Below are 21,438 nucleotides of genomic sequence, written 5' to 3' on the forward strand. Positions count from 1 at the left end.
AGAGCTAAAATACTGCTTCCTTTTGAGTTTATAAAGAACAAATAAAATCAATTTTGTAATATATATTTATATAAAATATATTATAATAATGTAAGAATGTAAATTATTATTATATATTTGCATATTAGGAAAAATACATAAGAGAAAGAGTTGAGGGAGAAGAAACTATGAATAGAAAAAAAATTGTTGCTAGTTTAATAATGACTTCTTTATTAGTTATATCACTTGTTGGTTGTACTAACTCTAACCAAAAAGCTAATACTGATAGTAATCATTCAAAGATCCAACAAAGTGCTCAAAACGAAGCTAACTTTAGTGATTTAAGTACTTACGTAGGAAAGACTTATGATGAAGTAACAGCAAACAAAGGAATTGGAACTGAAAAAATAGAAGATGTTGAAGGCAAGAAGGTTATTGTATCTTCAAGCTATTCTGTAAGAATGTTTAACTATGATGCAAATCTAGTACTTGAACTTGATGATTCTAAAAATGTAAGTGCTGTAAGTGTTCATTTTAAAGGAATAACACCTGATAACATATTAGGAAATATTAAAGAAAGTTTAGGTGAACCAAAGATTAACAAGGATGAGGAAGGTAGTGATTCCAAAGTTTACGAATGGGAAAAGGATGGATATCAATATAAACTTTCTCAAGTTGGTGAAGAAACTATAATAACTGTAAATAAAAATGCTATTTAATGAATATTAAGAGACTTGTAGTTTTCAAAACTATAAGTTTCTTAATTTTTTTACCTTTAATAAGTAGTATTTATAATAAAGAAGAAGATATTTTATTAAAATTAACTTTATTATAATTTATTTTTAAATATAGTACGGGAGAGGGAATAATACAAAGAAAATATATTAAACTTTAAAAAAAATAGGATATTTTAAGTGTATATGCATTAAAATAAGGAGTTATTGATTTTTACATAGTTTTAACATAAGAGTATCATGAATTTAAAGATGAGGATGACCTTAAAGTAAGGATTCCTTATTAAAATTTTAAATTTGCCTATGCTAATATTTAAATGTAAGAAGGTGTTTTATATGGGAAAAAATCATAAAATAACTCATTATGATTCTGAAAATGCAATAAAAGTAGAAAAAGAAAAAATGGCTGAAGTTAGAAGAGAAGAAGAAAAAATGGCACATAAAATTAAATCTCATGAAAAGTGTTGTGGAAAATAATTAAGTTCAAAAGCCTAAAAGTCAAAGCATTAATATAAGGATATAAATGAATTTATTAAAAGAATAAATTTATTTATATCCTTATTTTATTTTAGTGACTGTAAAAAATTAAGAAAAAGCTTCTTAACGCTATTCTTCTTACGTATATAATACAATACTAGATGCTCATTAAGATGGTTTTACAGTTCTATATAAAAATTAATACTAGTTTAAATCATAACTTATTTTTATTAAAATTATAAATTAGAAGAACAGAAAGTACAGTTATGGATAAATATTATTTAAAGTAGTAGATACTTATATACCAATAACATATTCATATATTATATAAATTTAAAAGGAAAGTTTTAAACTACTCTATACTATAAAAAGAGATTAATTAAAATTTGAGGTGAATTTATGAAGAAATTAGTATCTATTTTATCCATAATTCTTATACCTTTATTTTTAGCTGGATGTTTTACTAAAGAAAACAAAGATAATAACAATAATAATGAAACTTCTAGTGAAATTAATGAAACAGGAGAAAATTCTTCATTTATTAAGGAAAATGAATTAAAAGAAGAGGGAAAAGTCAATAAAGAAGAAAGTGAAATGAAGGATAACGAAGATACAAATGAGAATAATAAAAATGATGAAGTTAGTAGAGAAAACATGATTCTCAGAATTTTTTATCATGATAATGATTATAAACTTTATTATGTTGATAAAGAAGTAGAGGTACAAGATAAAGCTATTGTTAAGGCTGTTACAGAGGAACTAAAAAATGATTTACATGAAAGGTTATCAGTTGGTATTCCAATAGAGGCCGAAATAAAAGATGCTAAGCTTGAGAATGGAGTTTTAACTGTTAATTTTTATAAGAATTCTTTTAAAAATATTAATTTAGGAAGTGGTTTTGAGACTAGTATGCTTAAGTGTATGGTTAATTCTTATGGTTATAACCTAGGTGTTGATAAAGTCATTATAAAAGTTGATGGAGAAAATTATGCTAGTGGACATATATATTTAGAAGAAGGAGAATATTTTCAAGTTGATTATAGTGAGGTAAGTGAACTAAAAGAATAAAAATAATTATATTGAATATTTACGTTGAATTTAATATATACTTGATTTTTATAAATATTTATGATAAAGTTTTTAAGTATTTAATAAACTTTGTTTCCATATGAGGGAGTAGTTAGCTCAAATTGAATGAGTGATTAAGTCAACAAATTGACCAAAGAGATTTGGTCTGGCTTAGTCTTAAATAGCGAGACTTATATGCAGTTTTTTACTGCATATAAGTCTTTTTTTATGCATATTTTAATAAGTAGGAGGAATGTTTGTTATGAGTATTTTATCAATTATTTTAACTGGATTTGGGCTTGCAATGGATGCTTTTGCAGTTTCTGTTGCCAAAGGAATAACACTAACAAGAGTAAGAGTTAAAGATGCATTAAGAATCGCTTTATTTTTTGGAGGATTTCAAGCAATTATGCCTTTAATAGGTTGGGGAGCTGGAAGATATTTTGCTGATTATATAAAAGCATTTGATCATTGGATAGCTTTTATACTATTAACTTTAATCGGAGGTAAGATGCTTTTTGAAGCAATAAAAGAAAAGAAAGAAGAAGCGGGTGAGGTTTCAGTAACTTTAGAGGCTTTTGAAGATAGTGGCCTAGAGTTGGTTCGTAGTAGTAATGATGAATTAAGCACTAAGAATCTTACACTATTAGCTATTGCAACTAGTATTGATGCATTAGCAGTTGGAGTTAGCTTTGCATTCTTAGGAATTTCCATAGTGCAATCTGTAATAATAATTGGAGTTATAACTTTTGTTTTATGTTTTTTAGGTGTAATAATAGGAGAAAAGTTAGGGGATATATTTAAGAATTATGCTGAGATAATTGGAGGAGTAATTTTAATACTTATAGGTATAAATATATTATTAGAACATACTGGAATTATTGAAAAATTATTTTCTTAGTATCATAATTAAGTTAAATAGGATAAAAATAAAAATATTACTTGTAATATAGAGTGAACAAGTGTTATAAATATATAGGTAGATTTTAGAAAGATGACTTTAATGAAAAATATTTTAGGAAAATGTTGATTTTTAGCTAGCACTTTAGACCTAACTTAATTTCGCAAAGTATTGCTATCATCTACTCCAGAATAATAGCTAAAGGTTAAGTGAAAGTCCAAATTTTTAATTTGGTATCTTGAACTTATGAAATCGAACTATAGTGAGATTGTATTCCTTATAAAAATAAGAAAAAGCTTCTTAACGCTATTATTCTTACGTAGATAATGCAATACTAATTGCTCATTAAGATGGTCTTACAGTTCTATCTAAAAATCAACATTACATTAAAATATAGCTTAATTAAAGTTTTTAGATAGTTTATAGAAATAACTAAGGAGGTAATTTACATGTATGTTGCATTTGGAAACAGAGTTTTAGATAGTGAAGAAATAAAAAGAGATATAGAGCAGAATACTGATGTGAGAGTAGTAAGTGATTTATGTAAAAGTTCAAAAAGAGAGGACATAGTTGCTTTTAAATTAAGTATAGATATGGATATATTAAGAGGGCTTATAAAAGAGAATAATGACCTTAAGGATTTAAATGATGAAGAGCTTTTTGAAGATTATTTAGATTTAGCGGAAGAAGTTGCGGGCATGATATTTGAGTATATGCCAGAAGATGCCGTTTTAGACATAAGATCGTATAAATGGGATATGTCTTACAATGATGTAAAATTAATAATGGTTATGGCACATGAAGATCTTGGAATAGCAAAGGTTAATGATGTTATGAAAAGACTTTTAAGGCAGGTAGATTAATTTAGAATATAAAATTTATAAATTTGAATTTTATATTGCATATAATAATTAAAACCTATAAATACTGCATGATTTTATGCAATATTTATAGGTTTTTTGTTTTGATTTTTTACAAAAACTTATTTTAATGATTTATTATATGTAATTTATATTGGAGTAAGAATAGAAATTTTAGTATAATAAAATTATTAATATATTGTGAATGAAATTAAAGAATAACAATATACTGATTTAAGTTCAGGTTCTTTTATGTAATTGTTGATTTTAAAATTGAAAAAAATATTTTATTGTTTTAGTAGGTGATTATAATGAAACTTTTTAGTTTAAATACAGAAATATTAAGCTTTAATAATGCTTATGATTTTGCAAAAGAATTAAATTTAGGAGAAAAAGATTTAGTGTTTACTAATAAAAGAATATATAAGGGAAGTTTTGAAGAGTTAAATTTAAAATGTAATTATATATTAAAAGATAAATACAATTTTAATGAGCCTAATGATGAAATTGTAGATGAAATTTTTAAAGATATAAGAGACTTAGATTTTGATAGAGTTATAGCAATTGGAGGAGGATCCATATTAGATGTAGGAAAGCTTTTGTCTTTAAAAGATGTAGATAGTACAAAAAAATTATTTAAAAGAGAAATTCCTGTTATAAGAGATAAGGAACTTATTATTGTGCCTACAACTTGTGGTACTGGTAGTGAAGTTACTAACATATCTATTGTTGAGATAAAGAGTGAAAATACAAAACTTGGATTAGCAGTAGATGAACTTTATGCAGATAAGGGAATTTTAATTCCTGAACTTTGTAAAACAATGCCTTATAAAGCTTTTGTTTATAGCTCAATTGATGCCTTAATCCATAGTATTGAGAGTTTTTTATCTCCAAATTCAACTCCTTATACAGATTTATTTGCTTTAAAAGCTATAGAAATGATTTTAAGTGGCTATAAAGAGATAATAGACAGAGGAGAAGAGTATAGAAATAATATAATGGATAAGTTTCTAATTGCAAGTAATTATGCGGGAATAGCCTTTGGAAATGCAGGAGTCGGTGCAGTCCATGCATTATCATATCCTTTAGGGGGTAAATATCATGTTCCTCACGGAGAAGCAAATTACGAATTCTTAATGGCAGTACTTAATTTTTATAAGAAAAATAATGCAGAAGGAAAGATTAATGAACTAACAAGATTAATAAGTAATATTGTTAATTCAGATGAAAAAGAATGTTATTTAGAGTTAGAAAATTTATTAAATAATCTTATTAGAAGAAAAGATTTAAAAGAATATGGAATGACAACAGAAGAAATAGATATATTTGCCCATAGTGTTATAAAAAATCAACAAAGATTGTTAAAAAACAATTATGTATCTATGAGTATCGATGATATAGTAAAAATTTATAAAGCTCTTTATTAGGGGGATATATGAAGTTAGTAAGAATGATTATAATGGCTGGAGAGATTCTGCTTATAGTTTTATTACTTTTAGGAATGTTATCTAAAATTACAGGAATTGATACTGAGAAAAAGTCAATTGATAATAAATCAAAAATTAAAGTGGAGGATGAATTAACAGAGAAATTGTTAGTTTGCAATATATTAATTTGAAAATTTAAAGGTTATTAGGGAGGAAGAGGTTTTGGTTTTAGTACTTACATTTATTTTATTTTTAATGATATTTTTAATTATAGTAGACTTTTTTGCTATATTATTTAGACTTACAGGGGTTCCTATAGAAAAAGCAAGATTCCAGGTTACCTCTCTTTTAACAGGAACAGGATTTACAACCAAGGAAAGTGAAATAATAGTTCAACATCCTACTAGAAGAAAACTTGCTATTTGGCTTATGGGATTTAGTTACGCAAGTACAGCAACTATAATATCCTTCGCAGTAAACATAATAACTAGTAGTGTTATAGATGTAGGTTCTATAGCAATAATAGTATTATTTATTGTATTTATTTTATTTTTTCATAAAAGTTCTTTACTTGAGAAACTAGAAAATAAAATAGAAAAATTTATTGTGCAGTCTAAAATTTGGGACAAGTTGAATTCAAAGCACTTAACTTTAATAACTCATACTAGAGGATTTGGGGTTTATGAAATATATCTTTCAAGTAAAACCATAATTATCGGAAAGAGTATAAGAGATAGTGGACTTAAACCTATGGAAATTGAAGTATTAAATATAGATAAGGGAGATAAATTTATTAATTTTCCAACTCCTGATTATGTTTTTGAAACTTACGATAAAATAACTGTGTATGGAAATTTAAAAAATATAAAGAGTATGTTTGAGCACATAAATGAAGTGAAATAATGTCATTTGTACATATGGTATAAAAATATAGAAAATCTATAAATAGCATTTAGATAAGAAATCTTTAAGCTATTTATAGATTTTTTTATGTATAGATGTTTAAATTTTTAAGTTGTTTAGGTTCTTAATCATTTTGTTTAATATGTTGTCAAAAGCAGCAAGCTCTTCCTCTTTTAAACCTTCTAATAACAATTTGCAAAATTCATTACTTATTTTATTTAAAACATCAATTGTTTTAGTAGCTGAGTCAGATATATAAAGTCTAACTATTCTTTTATCTTTCTCATCCTTTTTTATTATTAGCATTTCTTTTTTTAATAAGCCTTCTATAGATCTTGAAATTAATCCTTTTGAAAGGCCAGAAAATTCTACTATATCCTTTGCTGTATTATATTCTAAATTTTCTTGTAAGAAAACTAATATTTCAAACTCATTATGTGTTAATCCTAAATTACTTAAAGTCGGTGAAATAAATTTCTTATATGTCTTTTTGGCTTTAGTAAATGAAACTAAAAATGCGTTACCATTAGGATTTAGAGTTTTTAAATCCATTAACCTTCCTCCTTAAATAGTTCAATTGTAAACTTTATATAAATTATACCTTAAGATAGTTTATAAGTAAACCATAATTGCTATTTTTATAATTTCTATACATATTATATAGTTTAAAAATTCTTTTTTCATATCATATTTTTGAAAGTTTAATGTATAAAAGATTAATATTTTAAAATTGGGTCAATAATATAATGATGAAATAATAAAAATCTTTTAAGAAGTTATTTCATATTAATTTAGAATTTTAGGAGAAAAATATTGGAGTACAAGGATAAAAATTTCAAAAAATATATTTTTTTAGCCACATATATAATATTTTTAACTTTCTTGTTTATAAATATAAAAGAGGTATTAGGTTTTTTATCAAATCTTTTAGGTATAATAAAACCATTTCTTTGGGGAATAGCTATAGCATTTGTTCTTAACATTCCAATGACATTAATAGAAAAATGCTTAGGAAATGGAAAGTTTGTTAGAGGTGTTAAGAGAACATTATCAATAACAATAACTTTAACTATTTTTGTATTAGCAATAGCAATCCTTACTATATTTATAATTCCTCAACTAACGAATAGTATTACTACTTTAGTAGAAAATGTACCTAATTATTTAATAGCATTTGAGCAAATGTTACAAGAAGGTGCAATAAATAATTCACAATCGCAAGTTATCTTGCAAAACCTTACAAATGAACTTGTTAATATGTGGAAAGATATTTTCAAAGTTACAAGCCAGATTGTTGGAAGCTCCCTAGGATATTTATTAGATTTTACTTTGGGGGTCACATTTGGAATAGTTAATTTTTTCTTAGCTTTAATTTTAGCAATATATATGTTAGCTAGTAAGGAATTACTAATAAGCCAAGTAAAGTTAATAATATATGCATTTATGAAAAAAGATAAGGCAGATAGACTTGTTGAGCTTGGACAAATGTGCAATTATACATTTTCTAAATTTATAGCAGGACAATGTACTGAATCTATAGTTATTGGAGTACTATGTTTTATAGGGATGACTATTTTAAAAATGCCATATGCTTTATTAATAAGTGTAATGATAGGGGTGACGGCCTTAATACCTATTTTTGGAGCTTTTTTAGGAACAATACCATCAGCATTTATTATCTTAATAATAAATCCAATGAAAGCCTTGTGGTTTATATTATTTATAATAGTTCTTCAACAAGTAGAAGGGAATTTAATATATCCTAGAGTTGTAGGTAGCTCTATAGGGCTATCAGCCTTATGGGTTATGTTTGCAATATTAGTTGGTGGAAGTTTATTTGGAGTTATGGGAATGTTAATAGGAATACCTATCTTTGGAGTCTTTTTCAAGGTGTTAAAAAGAATAACTAATAAACAACTTAGAGAAAAAGGGATTCATAAGTGATTAGAATAGCAATAACTAAATAGTAAAAATAAGAGTTTTTAGATTAGATCAATATAGTAATAAATATATTGGTCTAATTTTTATGTTTTTTTAATCTTGTTTATTGCTAAAGAATAAAATTTAACGATAAAATTTATTAATATATTAATTAAGTTACATAATGATGAGTAAAGTACTAAAAGTGTGTATTTAATAAAAAAACAAATGTGTTGTTACGGTGCACATAGAAAAAAGGAGTATTTAAGAGGAAATATGATTAAATTATTAATAAACTTACAATAATTTGTGAAAGTGACGTTTGATTAGAATTAAAAATGTATTTATAATTAAAAATGTGTTAACGAAATAATAACTTTAATGATAAATTAATATAATACAAAGAAGTTAATAAAGTTATAATTAAAAGAGGGGGCTTAATATAAAATGGCAGAGGCAGTTAATGCTACTGATATTGAAGTAGCGAAGAGTAAAGGAAGATTAAAACAACCAGCAGGTTTATATTTACTATTCTTTACAGAGATGTGGGAAAGATTTAGTTACTATGGTTTAAGAGCATTATTAATGCTTTACTTAACAGCATCATTTGTAACTGGGGGGTTAGGATTTGATGTTTCAACAGCAGCAACTATATATGCTTGGTATACATGTCTTGTATATTTTACTCCAATTATAGGAGGAGAGCTTGCAGATAGATACTTAGGGCAAAGAAGATCAATTATCATTGGGGCAGCAGTAATGATTTTAGGAAACTTAACTTTATTTGCATGGCAAAGTAGAATGGCATTATTTGTTGGATTAGGATTAATAATTATAGGAAATGGTTTCTTTAAACCAAATATATCAGCAATGGTTGGTCAATTATATGAAGAGGGTGACAAAAGAAAAGATTCAGCTTTCACAATATTCTATATGGGTATAAACTTAGGATCTTTTATAGCACCAATTATTTGTGGATTTTTAGCAGAAAACTATTTTGCGACTAAATCAGGAGAAATGATACTTCATTATGGATTTAAATATGGATTCTTAGTAGCAGCTATAGGTATTATATTAGGAGAAATAATATTTATAACATTATCACCTAAATACTTAGGGGATATAGGTAAGAAGAAAAAAGAAAAAGTTAAAAAAGAGGTTGTAAAAGAAGATAGACCTTTAACTAAACAAGAGAAAAAGAGAATAGCAGCTATATTAATACTTACATCATTCGTTATATTCTTCTGGACTGGATTTGAACAAGCCGGAACAACATTAACATTATTTGCAGAGCAAACAACAAATAGAAATTTATTTGGATGGACTGTTCCAGTAGCATTTTTCCAATCATTAAACCCATTATTTATACTTTTATTAGCGCCAGTATTCTCTAAATTATGGTTTAAACTTGCTAATAGTAAAAAAGGAGATCTATCAATACCAGCTAAAATGGGAATGGGTATGATAGTTCTAGGATGTGGTTTCTTATTAATGACAATTGCAACATTATCAGTAAATGGAGATCTTGCAAATCCAGCTGTAAAAGTTAGTATGTTATGGTTAGTTGGAACATATTTATTTAATACAATGGGAGAACTTTGTCTATCACCAATAGGACTTTCAATGGTAAGTGGACTTGCACCAGTTAAATATGTATCATTATTAATGGGAGTATGGCTTGCAAGTAACGGTGTAGCGAATCTTTTATCAGGATACATAGCATCATTTATAGCATCATTTGGAGCTTTAGAAATTTTTGCTTCAATAGCTGGAGTAAGTATTTTATTAGGACTAAGTCTATTATTACTAAGCAAAAAAATTACTGCTATGATGGAATAAAATGATACTAGATTTAAAATTTCTTTAAGGAGTTTTTAAAGAAGAAACATTGAATAAATTGAATTAGGATATTTAAGTTTTATATAAAGAAAAAGACACATTAATTAAATTAATGTGTCTTTTTTATATTAAGTTCTGAAATATTCTTCATCTAAAGCTAAAAGCATTTCTTCAGTTATTGGAACTGGTAAGCCTGCATAATCAGTAAACTCTTTTGCATCTTTTTCTCGTTCTTCTTTTCTTAATTCGTGGTAGTGCTTAATTTTTTTACCAGTCTTATGCTCTAAGTCTTTCCACTCTTTATAAACTTTCACTAAATCTTCTTTTACTTTGCTATCACCCATAAAAACATCTCCTTTAAATAAATGTATCATTGTAGTATTCCTCTAATTGGAGTATTTCATCTTCTGTTAGAGGATTGTCTAATTTAGCAAATTCAGAAAATCTTTTTGCGGCATCTTCTCGTTCTTCTTTTTTTAATTGGTGGTGGTGTTTAATTTTTTCATCAGTTTTATGTTCTAAATCTTTCCACTCTTTATAAGCTTTTATTAAATCTTCTTTTATTTTATTTTCTCTCATAAAAATCAACTCCTTACAAAACCTATAAATATATTATATAATAAGAATATAAAAATTAAAATTGTGTAAACAAACAAAATTTTTTATTAACAATAAATCTGGAAATGTTTCAAGTATAATAACATTTATATTTATTGGAGAAAAAAATAATGAAAATCATATAGGTATTTACCTATATGAGGTATAAAGAAATAATTGTTTACTAATAAAATGTTGAAGTTTAAAATTTTAATGAGGTGATATAAAATGAATACATTAAATGAGATTTTATCAAAGGAAATTGAAGAGTTTAGAGAAAAAGGACATAAGTTTTTAAATAAAGAAATGACTGTTGGTGAATTTAAAAAAGCTTCAGGTGGAATGGGAGTTTATGCACACCGTGGTGGAAAAGAATTCATGGTAAGATTAAGAGTTCCATCAGGAGTTGCTGGATTAAATTTATTAAAAGAAGCTTATAATTGGGCTGAAAAATACAACTTAGATAAGGTGCATTTAACAACTCGTGAAGCAATACAATTACATGGAATATCTATAGATGCTGCATGTGATATAATGCAAGAAGGGTTAACTAAAGGGATTTACACTAGAGGAGGAGGCGGAAACTTCCCAAGAAACGTAGCTTTAAATCCTCTATCAGGAGTTCAAATAGAAGAAACTTTTGATGTAACTCCATATGCATTAGCTGCTAATGCACATTATATGAGTAAAATATATACTTATAAATTACCAAGAAAAATAAAAACTGCATTCTCAAATACAGAAGCAGATGCAGCACATTGTACAGTTACAGATTTAGGTTTCTTAGCTGTTGATAATAATGGAAAGAGAGCATTTAAACTTTACATAGGTGGTGGATTAGGAAGAAATCCAAGAACATCTGTTGAATTTGATGAGTTAATAGATGAAAAAGACATATTATACTGCCTTGATGCTATGACTAATTTATTCGTAGCTGAAGGTGATTATGAACACCCAGGAAAAGCACGTATTAGATACATTGTTGAAAGAATGGGTGAAGAGGAATTTAAAAACTATTTCAGAAAGTATTTAAAAAAGGCTAAAGCTAAAGGTGGTTTAGACCTTGAAGTTAAAGAAATAAAATACAACAAAAAAGGTGAAAAAACTGATATCAAGCATGAAAGATTAATTCCTCAAAAACAAGAAGGATTATATACAGTATTATTCCATCCTGTTGGAGGACAATTAAATTTAGATATTTTAAAAGCTTTAATAGAAGCTATAGAAGGATTAGAAGAAGTTGAAGTTAGATTAGGAATGGATGAAAATCTATATGTTAGAAACTTAAATGGAAAAGAAGCAGAGGCTATATTAGAACTTACTCAAGGTAAAGGTGGAGAAACTTTAGCTGAGAGAAGTGTAGCTTGTATAGGTGTTCCAATATGTCAAATGGGTGTATTAGAAAGCCAAAGAACTTTAAGAGAATTCGTAGAATTATTAAAAGAAAATGGTATTAAAGAAGGATCATTACCAAGAGTTCGTTTTTCAGGTTGTCCAAACTCTTGTGGTATGCATGAAATCGGAGAAATTGGATTTGCTGGTAAGAAGAAAAAAGTTGGAGAGGTATTAGAAAATGTCTTTGAATTACATTTTGGTGGTAAACTAGGCATAGGTGAAACTCGTTTAGGATATTATTATGGTGATATAATTCAAAACAATGTTCCTGAATTTTTAATCAAGGTTGCAAAGGCTGTTGAGGTCCAAAATTCAACTTTTGAAGAATGGATTGAAAATAACAAAGAAGAATTTAAAGATATATTTAATGAATATATAGTATAATTATTAACAAAAAGTTCACAAACTCCAAAAAAACTTTACAAATGAGTTTTTTTGGAGTTTTTTTATTTTTAATTAAATTTACTTTAAGAGTGCATTTTTAAACACTTCTTCAGTTTACTTTATTAAAGTTTAAGTTTAGTAATACTAAGTATTTTACTTAGTTTTTGTTACCGAAATATTAACGCAATACTATTTAACTGACTAAATGCCAAGGATGGTCGGTTTTCCCTATAGTAAAATTTAAATCTGTGATATATAATAAATTCAAAAATTACATTTAATAAATTTAAATGAATTTTAAATTTATATTTATACAGTAAATAAGTTGTTTAAAGAAAGGGTTGATGTTAGGGTTGAAAGAAAAAATATGCCTTTACGGTTTTAATAATCTTACTAAGACATTAAGTTTTAATATTTATGATATTTGTTATGCAAAGACAGAAAGAGAAAAAGAAGACTATATAAAATATATAGATGAGCAATATAATTCTGAACGTCTTACAAAGATTCTTTGTGATGTTACAGATATGATAGGAGCTCATGTTTTAAATATTTCAAAACAAGATTATGAACCACAGGGAGCTAGCGTAAATGTTCTTATAACAGAAGAGGCATTACCAGTAGCACTAATTGATCCATCATGCAATAGATTAGAGCTTTCTTCTCTAGAGCTTAGAGATAGTGTTGTTGGACATTTAGATAAGAGTCATCTTACAGTGCACACTTATCCAGAGTTTCATCCAAATAATGACATAATATCTTTTAGAGTTGATATAGATGTATCTACATGTGGAAAGATATCTCCATTAAATGCTTTAGATTATTTAATTGGAAGCTTTGATTCAGATGTAATAACTATTGATTACAGAGTAAGAGGATTTACTAGAGATGTAGATGGAAGAAAGTGCTACATAGACCATGACATAAAATCTATTCAAGACTATATAGATGGAGAGACATTAAAAAGATATGATGCTATGGATGTGAATGTTTATCAATCAAACATATTCCATACAAAAATGATGCTTAAGGATATTGTTTTAAATAACTATTTATTTAATTCTGATCCATATGAATTATCTCCAAATGAGAGAAGAGAAATAAGAGATAGAATATCAAAAGAGATGATTGAAATATACGGTGGTGTAAATATTTATTAGGAAAAGGAGGGATTTCTGTGAAAAGACTTTCTCAAGAAAATGCTCCTATTTATGAAGCATTAAAATGGTATAAGGGACAAAGGATTGTTCCTTTTGATGTACCAGGTCATAAGCAGGGAAGAGGAAATGCAGAACTAAGAGAGTTTTTAGGAGAGGATTGTGTTTCAGTTGATGTAAATTCAATGAAGCCTTTAGATAATCTTTGCCATCCAACTTCTGTAATAAAAGATGCTGAGGAATTAGCAGCAGAGGCTTTTGGAGCAGATAAGGCATTTTTCATGGTTAATGGTACTACGTCAGCAGTGCAAGCTATGATTATGAGTGTTTGTAAGGATGGAGATAAAATTATAATGCCTAGAAACGTTCATCGTTCAGCTATAAATTCTTTAATAATAACAGGAGTAACTCCTGTATATATAAACCCTGGTATTCACAGTAGACTTGGAATATCTTTAGGAATGGCAATAGAGGATATAAAAAATGCCATAAAAGAAAATCCAGATGCAAAAGCTATATTTGTTAACAATCCAACATACTATGGAATTTGTTCAAATTTAAGAGAAATAGTTAAGTTAGCTCATGAAAACAATATGTATGTATTAGTTGATGAAGCTCATGGAACTCACTTTTATTTTGATAAAAGACTTCCAGTTTCAGCAATGGAAGCAGGAGCTGATATGGCAGCAGTTAGCATACATAAAACAGGTGGTTCTTTAACTCAAAGTTCAATGCTTCTTATGAAGTGTAATAGAATTAAGCCTGATTATGTTAGAACAATAATAAACTTAACACAAACAACTAGTGGATCTTATTTATTACTATCCTCTCTAGATATTGCCAGAAGAAATCTAGCTTTAAATGGAGAAGATATATTTGAAGAGGTAGTTAACATTGCAGAGTATGCAAGAGAAGAAGTAAATAAAATCGGTGGTTATTATGCTTTTTCAAAAGAAATTAATAATGGTGATGACATTTACGATTTTGATGTAACAAAGTTAACAATAAACACTCTAGATACAGGGTTAGCTGGAATTGAAGTTTATGACATATTAAGAGACGACTATGGAATTCAAATTGAACTTGGAGATGTGGCAAATATTCTTGCAATAATATCAGTTGGTGATACTAGATATAACATTGAAAGATTAGTTTCAGCTTTAAGTGAGATTAAGAGAATTCATGAAAAAGATAAAAAAGATATATTTGATTATGAATATATAGATCCTATAGTTAAAGTTAAACCGAAGGAAGCTTTTTATGCTGATAAAAAGAAAGTACTTCTAAAAGAAAGTGAAGGTTTAATTTCTGGAGAATTTGTAATGTGTTATCCACCTGGAATTCCAATACTTGCTCCAGGTGAGCTTATAACTAAAGAGACTATAGATTATATTGAATATTCTAAGAAAAAGGGAAGTTTAGTAACAGGCCCAGAGGATATGGAAATTGAATATATAAATGTTTTAGATTGTTAGGAGGATTTTTAATTATGGAATTATGGTACACAGAAGAGCATACAGATAAGGTGCGTTTCTCAATAAAGGTAGATGAACAAGTTTATAGTGGAAAGAGTGATTTCCAAAGAATAGATGTTTTTAAATCTCAAGAATTTGGAACTTTCTTTACATTAGATGGACTTATGATGGTAACAGAAAAGGATGAATTTATATACCATGATATGATAGTTCATATTCCAATGGCTACAAATCCTAATATTAAGAATGTATTAGTTATAGGAGCTGGAGATGGTGGAACTGTAAGAGAGCTTACAAGATATGAAACTATAGAAAAAATAGATATGGTTGAAATAGATAAGCTAGTAGTTGATATTTGTAGAGAATATTTACCACAAACAGCTAGTAAGTTAGATGATCCTAGAGTAAGTTTATACTTTGAAGACGGATTAAAATTCGTACGTTCAGTAGAAGATAAATATGACTTAATAATAGTTGACTCAACAGACCCATTCGGACCAGGAGAAGGACTATTTACAAGAGAATTTTATGGAAATTGCTTTAAAGCATTAAAAGAAGATGGAATACTTGTAAATCAACATGAAAGTCCATATTATGAAGCTTATGCAAGAGGAATGAAGAGAGCTCATAAGAGAATAAAGGAATGTTTCCCTGTTTGTAGAGTTTACCAAGCTCATATTCCAACTTATCCATCAGGACATTGGCTATTTGGCTTTGCTTCAAAGAAATATGATCCATTAACTGCTGACATAGAAAAATGGAATGATTTAGGACTAAAAACTAAGTATTATAATACGGACTTACACAAAGGATGTTTTGCATTACCTAACTATGTTAAGGAAATGTTAGAGAGCGTTGATAATGAATAAGAATATAAGTACATTCATAGGATGTGAGTCAGATTATAATGAATCAAGCATAGTTGTTTTTGGAGCACCTTTTGACTCAACAACTTCTTTTAGACCAGGTACTAGATTTGCTAGTCAGGTAATGAGAGGAGAGTCTTGGGGATTAGAAAGCTATAGTCCATATCAAGATTTAGATCTTTATGATTTTAATATTTTTGATGGTGGAGAGTTGGAGCTTCCTTTTGGAAATTCAGAAGGGGCATTAGCTCAAATAGAAGAGTTTTCAACAAAGGTTGTTGAAGATGGAAAAATACCAGCTATGATAGGTGGAGAACACTTAGTAACATTAGGATCCTTTAGAGGAGTATTTAAAAAATATCCTGATGTCCATGTTATTCACTTTGATGCTCATGCAGATTTAAGAGATCATTACTTAGGTCAAAAATTATCTCATGCTACAGTTATGCATAGAGTTTGGGACTTAGTAGGGGATAATAAAATATTCCAATTTGGAATACGTTCAGGTGAAAGAGAAGAGTTCTTATGGGGAAAAGAGCATGTTTACACAAATAAGTTTAATTGTAATAACTTAGAGTATGCTTTAGAACAGGTTAAAGATAAACCTGTTTATGTAACAATAGACTTAGATGTTCTAGATCCATCAGTATTCCCAGGAACAGGTACACCAGAACCAGGTGGAGTACAGTTTACTGAACTTTTAAATTCAATATTAAAATTTAAGGGATTAAATATTGTAGGATTTGATATTAATGAATTATCACCTCAATATGATCAAACAGGAGCATCAACTGCTGTTGCGTGTAAAGTTTTAAGAGAAATGCTATTAGTAGCAAATAATAAATAGGCTCTGTTTTAGATAAATGTTGACTTTAAGCTAGCTCTTTAGACCTAGCTTAATTTCGCAAAGTATTGCTATCATCTACTCTAGAATAATGTAGTACTAACTGCTCATTAAGATGGTCTTATAGTTCTATCTAAAAATCAACACTAGTTTAAAACATAGCTAATAAATAAAATAATAATAAATATAGAGGGTTATATAGGATTCTATAAATAGACAATCCTATATAACCCTCTTTTGATTTATCTGATAATGTAAAGAACTAAAAGAGCTTGGGCAGCGAGGATTAAAGGTATTCCTATAGTAAACTTTGCATGCTTTGTTTTATGACGAAAAACATGCATTCCCCATAAGGCTCCAATGCCTCCTCCTAATATTGCCACACCTATTAGTGTATCCTCACTAATTCTCCATTGATGTTTTTTAGCCTTTTGTTTATCTATATACATTAGTACTATTGCAACTAAATTTATAACAACTAAATATGCTATTAAAAGTTCCTTCAATAATCATTCCTCCTAATTTTTTCATTAGTATTTAATATCCTTATTTTAGTTTAATTATAACTTATTTTAAAAGAAAATTATCATGAATAAATATATAAATTTCAGGTAATTTGAGGAAAAGCTATTAAAAATATTAACAGAAAATTTTTTTGAAGATTATCATTAAATAGCAACATGAAACAATAATATATATAATCACATAATAATTATTATATAGGAGAGGGTGTTTAGTATTGAAAAGTAAAAAGATAATAGCATCTTTAGTAGTTGGCTTATTTATTTCAAATAGTATTGGAGTTATGGTTAAGGCTAATCCTTTAGATTATTCGGAAGGTACTAAATTAGAAGAGAAGAAGGCAATTATTGAACAAGCAGTTCCACAAAGTGAAATGACTGCTACTGCTATGTCACAAGAAGGACAAGATCCAGCTTCAAGTGCTATTGATGGGAATTTAAATACTATGTGGCACACAAAATGGAATGAAAGTGACAAGTTGCCTCAGAGTTTAAATATTGACTTAGGAAAGTCTAGAAATATAACTAGCATATCTGTATCTCCAAGAGTTAGTGGAGAGAATGGAATAATAACAAAGTATGAAATTTATGCTATTAATAATGGTGTTGAAACATTAATTTCAGAAGGAAATTGGGAACAAAATAATTCAACTAAGATTGTTAATTTAAGTTCACTAGTTCAGGCTGAAAAAATAAAAATTACTGCTCTTCAAGGGGTAGGAGGTTTTGCTTCAATATCAGAAGTTAATGTTTATGAAAGTGGAGAAGAGGTTGATTCTATAGTTAACTATGGGAATAAAAGTATAGCAGACAATAATAGTGTGGTTGACATAACAGAGGACTTAAGTAAACTTGAAAGTTTAGAAGAAGGAACAATATTAGTAAGATTTAAAAATAAACCAGTCGGTAATGTAGAGAGTCTAATAGGGTTAAGTGATAATTCAAAAGACAATAACTATTTTTCATTATATGTTAATGAGGGAAGAGTGGGATATGAATTAAGAAGACAAGATGGTAATGGAACAACTAATTTATCTCATGTTTATGCAGATGTTGCATTTAATGAAGGAATAAATACATTAGCTTTAAAAGTTGAAAAAGGTGTTGGGGCTAAAATATATTTAAATGGAAGTTTAGTTAAAACAGAAGGAAATGCTAATATTCAATTTTTATCAGCAATAAATCTTAATAAAGGTATGATAGGAAAAACTGACAGAGCTAGTGGAAATGAATATCAGTTTAATGGAGATATAGATTTTATGGAAATATATTCAGCACCAGTATCTGATAAATATCTATTAGATAAAACAGGAGAAACTTTAGCAAGGGAGAATGATATTTTGCCAGAAAACGTTTATAAAAGTAAACCTGTAGATATTTTTGCTCCAGGAGAGTTAGAATCAAATAACTTTAGAATTCCAGCTATGATAACAACTACTGAGGGAACTGTAATTGCTGGTATAGATGCTAGAGTTGGAGGTGGACATGATTCACCTAATAATATAGACACGGCAGTAAAGAGAAGTATAGATGGGGGAAAAACGTGGGATGAAGGACAAGTTGTAATAAATTATCCAGACAGTGCATCAACCATAGATGCTAGTTTATTGCAAGACGAAGATACAGGCAGAATATTTTTACTGGTAGATGCTTTCCCAAATGGATACGGTGCATTCAAAGCTGAATTTGGAAGTGGTTTTGAGGATTTCCAAGGAGAAAGATGTATGCAGCTTTTTGATAGTTCAAACAATAAATATTTTGTGAAACCAGGAGGAACTGTTGTTGACAAGGATGGTAATCCAACAAATTATACTGTAGATGCTAATAATAATTTATATGAAAATGGAGAAAAAATAGGAAATACATTTGCTAGAGAATGTGTTTTGAAAGCTTATGGTACATCATATTTGGCTCTAATTTATAGTGATGATGATGGACAGACTTGGAGCGAGCCAAATTTAGTTTCAAGCCAATTCAAAGAAGAATGGATGAGTTTCTTAGGAACTGGTCCAGGAGCTGGTATCCAAATAAAAAATGGAGAGCTTAAGGGAAGACTTGTGTTCCCAGTTTATTATTTGAATCAATATAAAAAACAATCAAGTGCAGTAATTTATAGTGATGATAATGGAGCTACTTGGCAATTAGGAGAGTCTCCTAATGATGGAAGAATAATTAATGGACAAGGTCCTCTAGATTCTCAAACTATAAATAATTCTGCTTATGAGTTAACAGAGAGTCAGGTTGTAGAGATGCCAAATGGTCAGTTAAAACTATTTATGAGAAACTGGGGTGCTCATACTGCCATAGCTACAAGCTTCGATGGTGGAGAAACTTGGCATGAGGAAGTTGAAATGGATACTAATTTAAAAGAGCCGTATTGTCAGTTAAGTGTTATGAATTATAGTCAGAAGGTTGATGGAAAAGATGCCTTAATATTTGCTAATCCAGAGGCTACGTATCCTAATAGAGTTAATGGAACTGTTAAGATAGGTTTGATAAATGAAAATGGAACTTATGAAAATGGAGAACCAAAATATGATTTAGAGTGGAAATATAAAAAACTTGTTAAACCAGGGTATTACGCTTATTCATGTTTAACAGAATTACCGAATGGAAATATTGGTTTGTTCTATGAGGGGACTCCAACAACCAATATGTCTTATACAGAAATGAATTTAGATTATATAAAATTTAATGCTAATGAGGATGCAAATCCCGCTAAGGTTACTTCTGTGGAAAGCTTAGATGAAGATTTAAAATATAAGGTAGGTGACAGTATAGGAATTAAGGTTAATTTTGATCAAGTTGTAAGTATTATGGGAAGTAGAGAATTAATATTAGATATAGATGGAGTAGATGTTCCTTTAACTATGAAAAACTATGGAGAAGATAAGAGTGTTACCTTTGAAGGAATCATACCAGAGGAAGTAAGTACCGGTTCCTATGAAATAAAAGTTAAAGGTAATGATGCTATGGAACTTTCAACAGTTTATAATAGAGTTTCATCTTTAGGAAGTATAGATAATACAGGAATAAATATAGAGATTGGAGAGGTTAAGACAACTGTTGGTAATTCAAGCTTAGGAGTGGTGAGTGAAGTTCAGATAGGAACTAACTTCGATGTTACTTTAGGAGTAGAAGACTTAGCAGAGGATAAGGATGCATATTCAGCAGAATATATATTTGAATATAATCCAGAAATATTTACTTTAAATGAAGTAACTTCAGCTAGGGATAATTTATTTGTTGATAGTAAAGAAATTGAGCCTGGTAAGGTTAGAATATTAGTTGCTTCTTTAGGAAATGAAATAGGAAAAACCTCAGAATTAGTTAAGGTTAATTTAACTTCAAAGGCTTCTTCAGAAGCAGAGATATTAGGAGTAACAACTGCCTTGATTGGAATTGGTGATGGAAGTACTCATGAATTAGAACTTGTTAATAAAGAAGTTAAAGTTAATGAAAAAGCTTCTGGAGAAATAATAGTGAATCCTGTTCAAAATTTTGATATTCCAGAAATAAACAAGAAGGATGTTAAGTTAACATGGACAGCTCCAATAACAACTGAAGGGTTAGAAGGATATGTAATCTATAAAGATGGAAAGAAAATAAAAGAACTTCCAGCTGATGCTACAGAGTTTGTGATATCAAAATTAAATAGACATACTATTTATAACTTCAAAATAGCTGCTAAATATTCTAATGGAGAATTATCTACTAAAGAATCTAAAACAATAAGAACTTTAAGATAGAATAATTTGCGAAATTAAGTTAGGTTATAAGAGTTAACTAAAAATCAACACTGGTTTAAAATATAGATAAATCTAAAAATTATTTAATTAAATGGCTCTAAGAGATAGAATTAAGTCTTTTAGAGTCATTTTATATTTTAGAGATTTATACATTTTTATAAAGAAGGTATTTAATTTAAGATCTAAATTTATATAAATTTTGTACTTTAAACTTAGACTTTAGACAAGAAATTATATTTTTATGTATCTAAAATCATACTTCACGTACTTTTAGTCATATTAATGATTTTTTAAAAGTATACATAATAATGAGGTTAATTTTTATGTTAAGGGGGAGAGTTT

General features: G+C 28.1%; 20 protein-coding genes. 16 read left to right on the forward strand and 4 right to left on the reverse strand.

Features of this window, described 5'->3' with window-relative positions:
- The first annotated feature begins 167 nt into the window (after positions 1-167).
- The 8 genes from AC2A4K_RS03340 to AC2A4K_RS03375 all read left to right on the forward strand — a co-directional run bounded on the left by AC2A4K_RS03340 (position 168) and on the right by AC2A4K_RS03375 (position 6,349).
- Positions 168-698, forward strand: coding sequence for a hypothetical protein (locus tag AC2A4K_RS03340; RefSeq protein WP_322504388.1), 531 nt, complete (start codon positions 168-170; stop codon positions 696-698).
- Positions 699-1,049: 351 nt separating this feature from the next.
- Positions 1,050-1,190, forward strand: coding sequence for a hypothetical protein (locus AC2A4K_RS03345; protein ID WP_322504387.1), 141 nt, complete (start codon positions 1,050-1,052; stop codon positions 1,188-1,190).
- A gap of 399 nt (positions 1,191-1,589) precedes the next feature.
- Positions 1,590-2,258: a GerMN domain-containing protein gene (locus AC2A4K_RS03350; protein WP_322504386.1), complete on the forward strand. Its 669-nt coding sequence runs from the start codon at positions 1,590-1,592 to the stop codon at positions 2,256-2,258.
- 262 nt (positions 2,259-2,520) lie between these two features.
- A complete protein-coding gene (locus AC2A4K_RS03355) occupies positions 2,521-3,159 on the forward strand; it encodes a manganese efflux pump MntP (protein WP_322504385.1) in 639 nt (212 codons plus the stop codon).
- 449 nt (positions 3,160-3,608) lie between these two features.
- The gene (locus AC2A4K_RS03360; RefSeq protein WP_322504384.1) at positions 3,609-4,022 is read left to right on the forward strand and encodes a hypothetical protein; all 414 of its coding nucleotides are present in this window, start codon (positions 3,609-3,611) and stop codon (positions 4,020-4,022) included.
- Between the two features lie 308 nt (positions 4,023-4,330).
- Positions 4,331-5,446 (forward strand): 4-hydroxybutyrate dehydrogenase, encoded by a 1,116-nt coding sequence (locus AC2A4K_RS03365; RefSeq protein WP_322504383.1) that lies wholly within the window; start codon positions 4,331-4,333, stop codon positions 5,444-5,446.
- Between the two features lie 8 nt (positions 5,447-5,454).
- Positions 5,455-5,637 (forward strand): hypothetical protein, encoded by a 183-nt coding sequence (locus AC2A4K_RS03370; RefSeq protein ID WP_322504382.1) that lies wholly within the window; start codon positions 5,455-5,457, stop codon positions 5,635-5,637.
- A gap of 31 nt (positions 5,638-5,668) precedes the next feature.
- Entirely contained in the window at positions 5,669-6,349 is a 681-nt protein-coding gene (locus AC2A4K_RS03375; RefSeq protein WP_322504381.1) for a TrkA C-terminal domain-containing protein, read from the forward strand.
- A 99-nt stretch (positions 6,350-6,448) separates the two neighbouring features.
- Here AC2A4K_RS03375 and AC2A4K_RS03380 read toward each other — a convergent pair whose 3' ends face one another.
- Complete coding sequence (locus tag AC2A4K_RS03380) at positions 6,449-6,901, reverse strand: MarR family winged helix-turn-helix transcriptional regulator (protein ID WP_322504380.1); 453 nt, start codon at positions 6,899-6,901, stop codon at positions 6,449-6,451.
- A gap of 261 nt (positions 6,902-7,162) precedes the next feature.
- On the opposite strand from AC2A4K_RS03380, the gene AC2A4K_RS03385 reads away from it, so the two are divergent.
- Together AC2A4K_RS03385 and AC2A4K_RS03390 are read left to right on the forward strand one after the other, a co-directional pair.
- Positions 7,163-8,293: an AI-2E family transporter gene (locus AC2A4K_RS03385; protein WP_322504379.1), complete on the forward strand. Its 1,131-nt coding sequence runs from the start codon at positions 7,163-7,165 to the stop codon at positions 8,291-8,293.
- 423 nt (positions 8,294-8,716) lie between these two features.
- Positions 8,717-10,108, forward strand: a complete 1,392-nt coding sequence (locus AC2A4K_RS03390) for a peptide MFS transporter (RefSeq protein WP_322504378.1) — start codon at positions 8,717-8,719, stop codon at positions 10,106-10,108.
- 128 nt (positions 10,109-10,236) lie between these two features.
- On the opposite strand, the gene AC2A4K_RS03395 is transcribed toward AC2A4K_RS03390, so the two are convergent.
- Both AC2A4K_RS03395 and AC2A4K_RS03400 read right to left on the reverse strand, forming a co-directional pair.
- Positions 10,237-10,452, reverse strand: coding sequence for a hypothetical protein (locus tag AC2A4K_RS03395; protein ID WP_322504377.1), 216 nt, complete (start codon positions 10,450-10,452; stop codon positions 10,237-10,239).
- A 13-nt stretch (positions 10,453-10,465) separates the two neighbouring features.
- A complete protein-coding gene (locus AC2A4K_RS03400; RefSeq protein ID WP_322504376.1) occupies positions 10,466-10,687 on the reverse strand; it encodes a hypothetical protein in 222 nt (73 codons plus the stop codon).
- A 246-nt stretch (positions 10,688-10,933) separates the two neighbouring features.
- Between AC2A4K_RS03400 and AC2A4K_RS03405 the strand changes: the two genes are divergently transcribed.
- The 5 genes from AC2A4K_RS03405 to speB all read left to right on the forward strand — a co-directional run bounded on the left by AC2A4K_RS03405 (position 10,934) and on the right by speB (position 16,829).
- Positions 10,934-12,484 (forward strand): nitrite/sulfite reductase, encoded by a 1,551-nt coding sequence (locus tag AC2A4K_RS03405; protein ID WP_322504375.1) that lies wholly within the window; start codon positions 10,934-10,936, stop codon positions 12,482-12,484.
- A 344-nt stretch (positions 12,485-12,828) separates the two neighbouring features.
- Positions 12,829-13,644, forward strand: coding sequence for an adenosylmethionine decarboxylase (gene speD, locus AC2A4K_RS03410; RefSeq protein WP_322504374.1), 816 nt, complete (start codon positions 12,829-12,831; stop codon positions 13,642-13,644).
- 17 nt (positions 13,645-13,661) lie between these two features.
- On the forward strand, positions 13,662-15,116 hold the full coding sequence (locus tag AC2A4K_RS03415) for an aminotransferase class I/II-fold pyridoxal phosphate-dependent enzyme (protein WP_322504373.1): 1,455 nt from the start codon (positions 13,662-13,664) through the stop codon (positions 15,114-15,116).
- A 14-nt stretch (positions 15,117-15,130) separates the two neighbouring features.
- Positions 15,131-15,985, forward strand: coding sequence for a polyamine aminopropyltransferase (gene speE / locus AC2A4K_RS03420; protein WP_322504372.1), 855 nt, complete (start codon positions 15,131-15,133; stop codon positions 15,983-15,985).
- Positions 15,978-16,829, forward strand: coding sequence for an agmatinase (speB, locus tag AC2A4K_RS03425; RefSeq protein ID WP_322504371.1), 852 nt, complete (start codon positions 15,978-15,980; stop codon positions 16,827-16,829). Before speE ends, speB begins: the two co-directional genes overlap by 8 nt.
- Before the next feature lie 239 nt (positions 16,830-17,068).
- Here the strand turns inward: speB and AC2A4K_RS03430 are convergent, their stop codons facing one another.
- On the reverse strand, positions 17,069-17,332 hold the full coding sequence (locus AC2A4K_RS03430) for a DUF1294 domain-containing protein (RefSeq protein WP_322504370.1): 264 nt from the start codon (positions 17,330-17,332) through the stop codon (positions 17,069-17,071).
- A 233-nt stretch (positions 17,333-17,565) separates the two neighbouring features.
- Here AC2A4K_RS03430 and AC2A4K_RS03435 point away from each other — a divergent pair, with 233 nt between their 5' ends.
- A complete protein-coding gene (locus AC2A4K_RS03435; RefSeq protein WP_322504369.1) occupies positions 17,566-21,096 on the forward strand; it encodes a sialidase domain-containing protein in 3,531 nt (1,176 codons plus the stop codon).
- Positions 21,097-21,438 lie beyond the last annotated feature (342 nt).

The sequence above is a fragment of the Clostridium sp. LIBA-8841 genome (genome assembly GCF_057782475.1).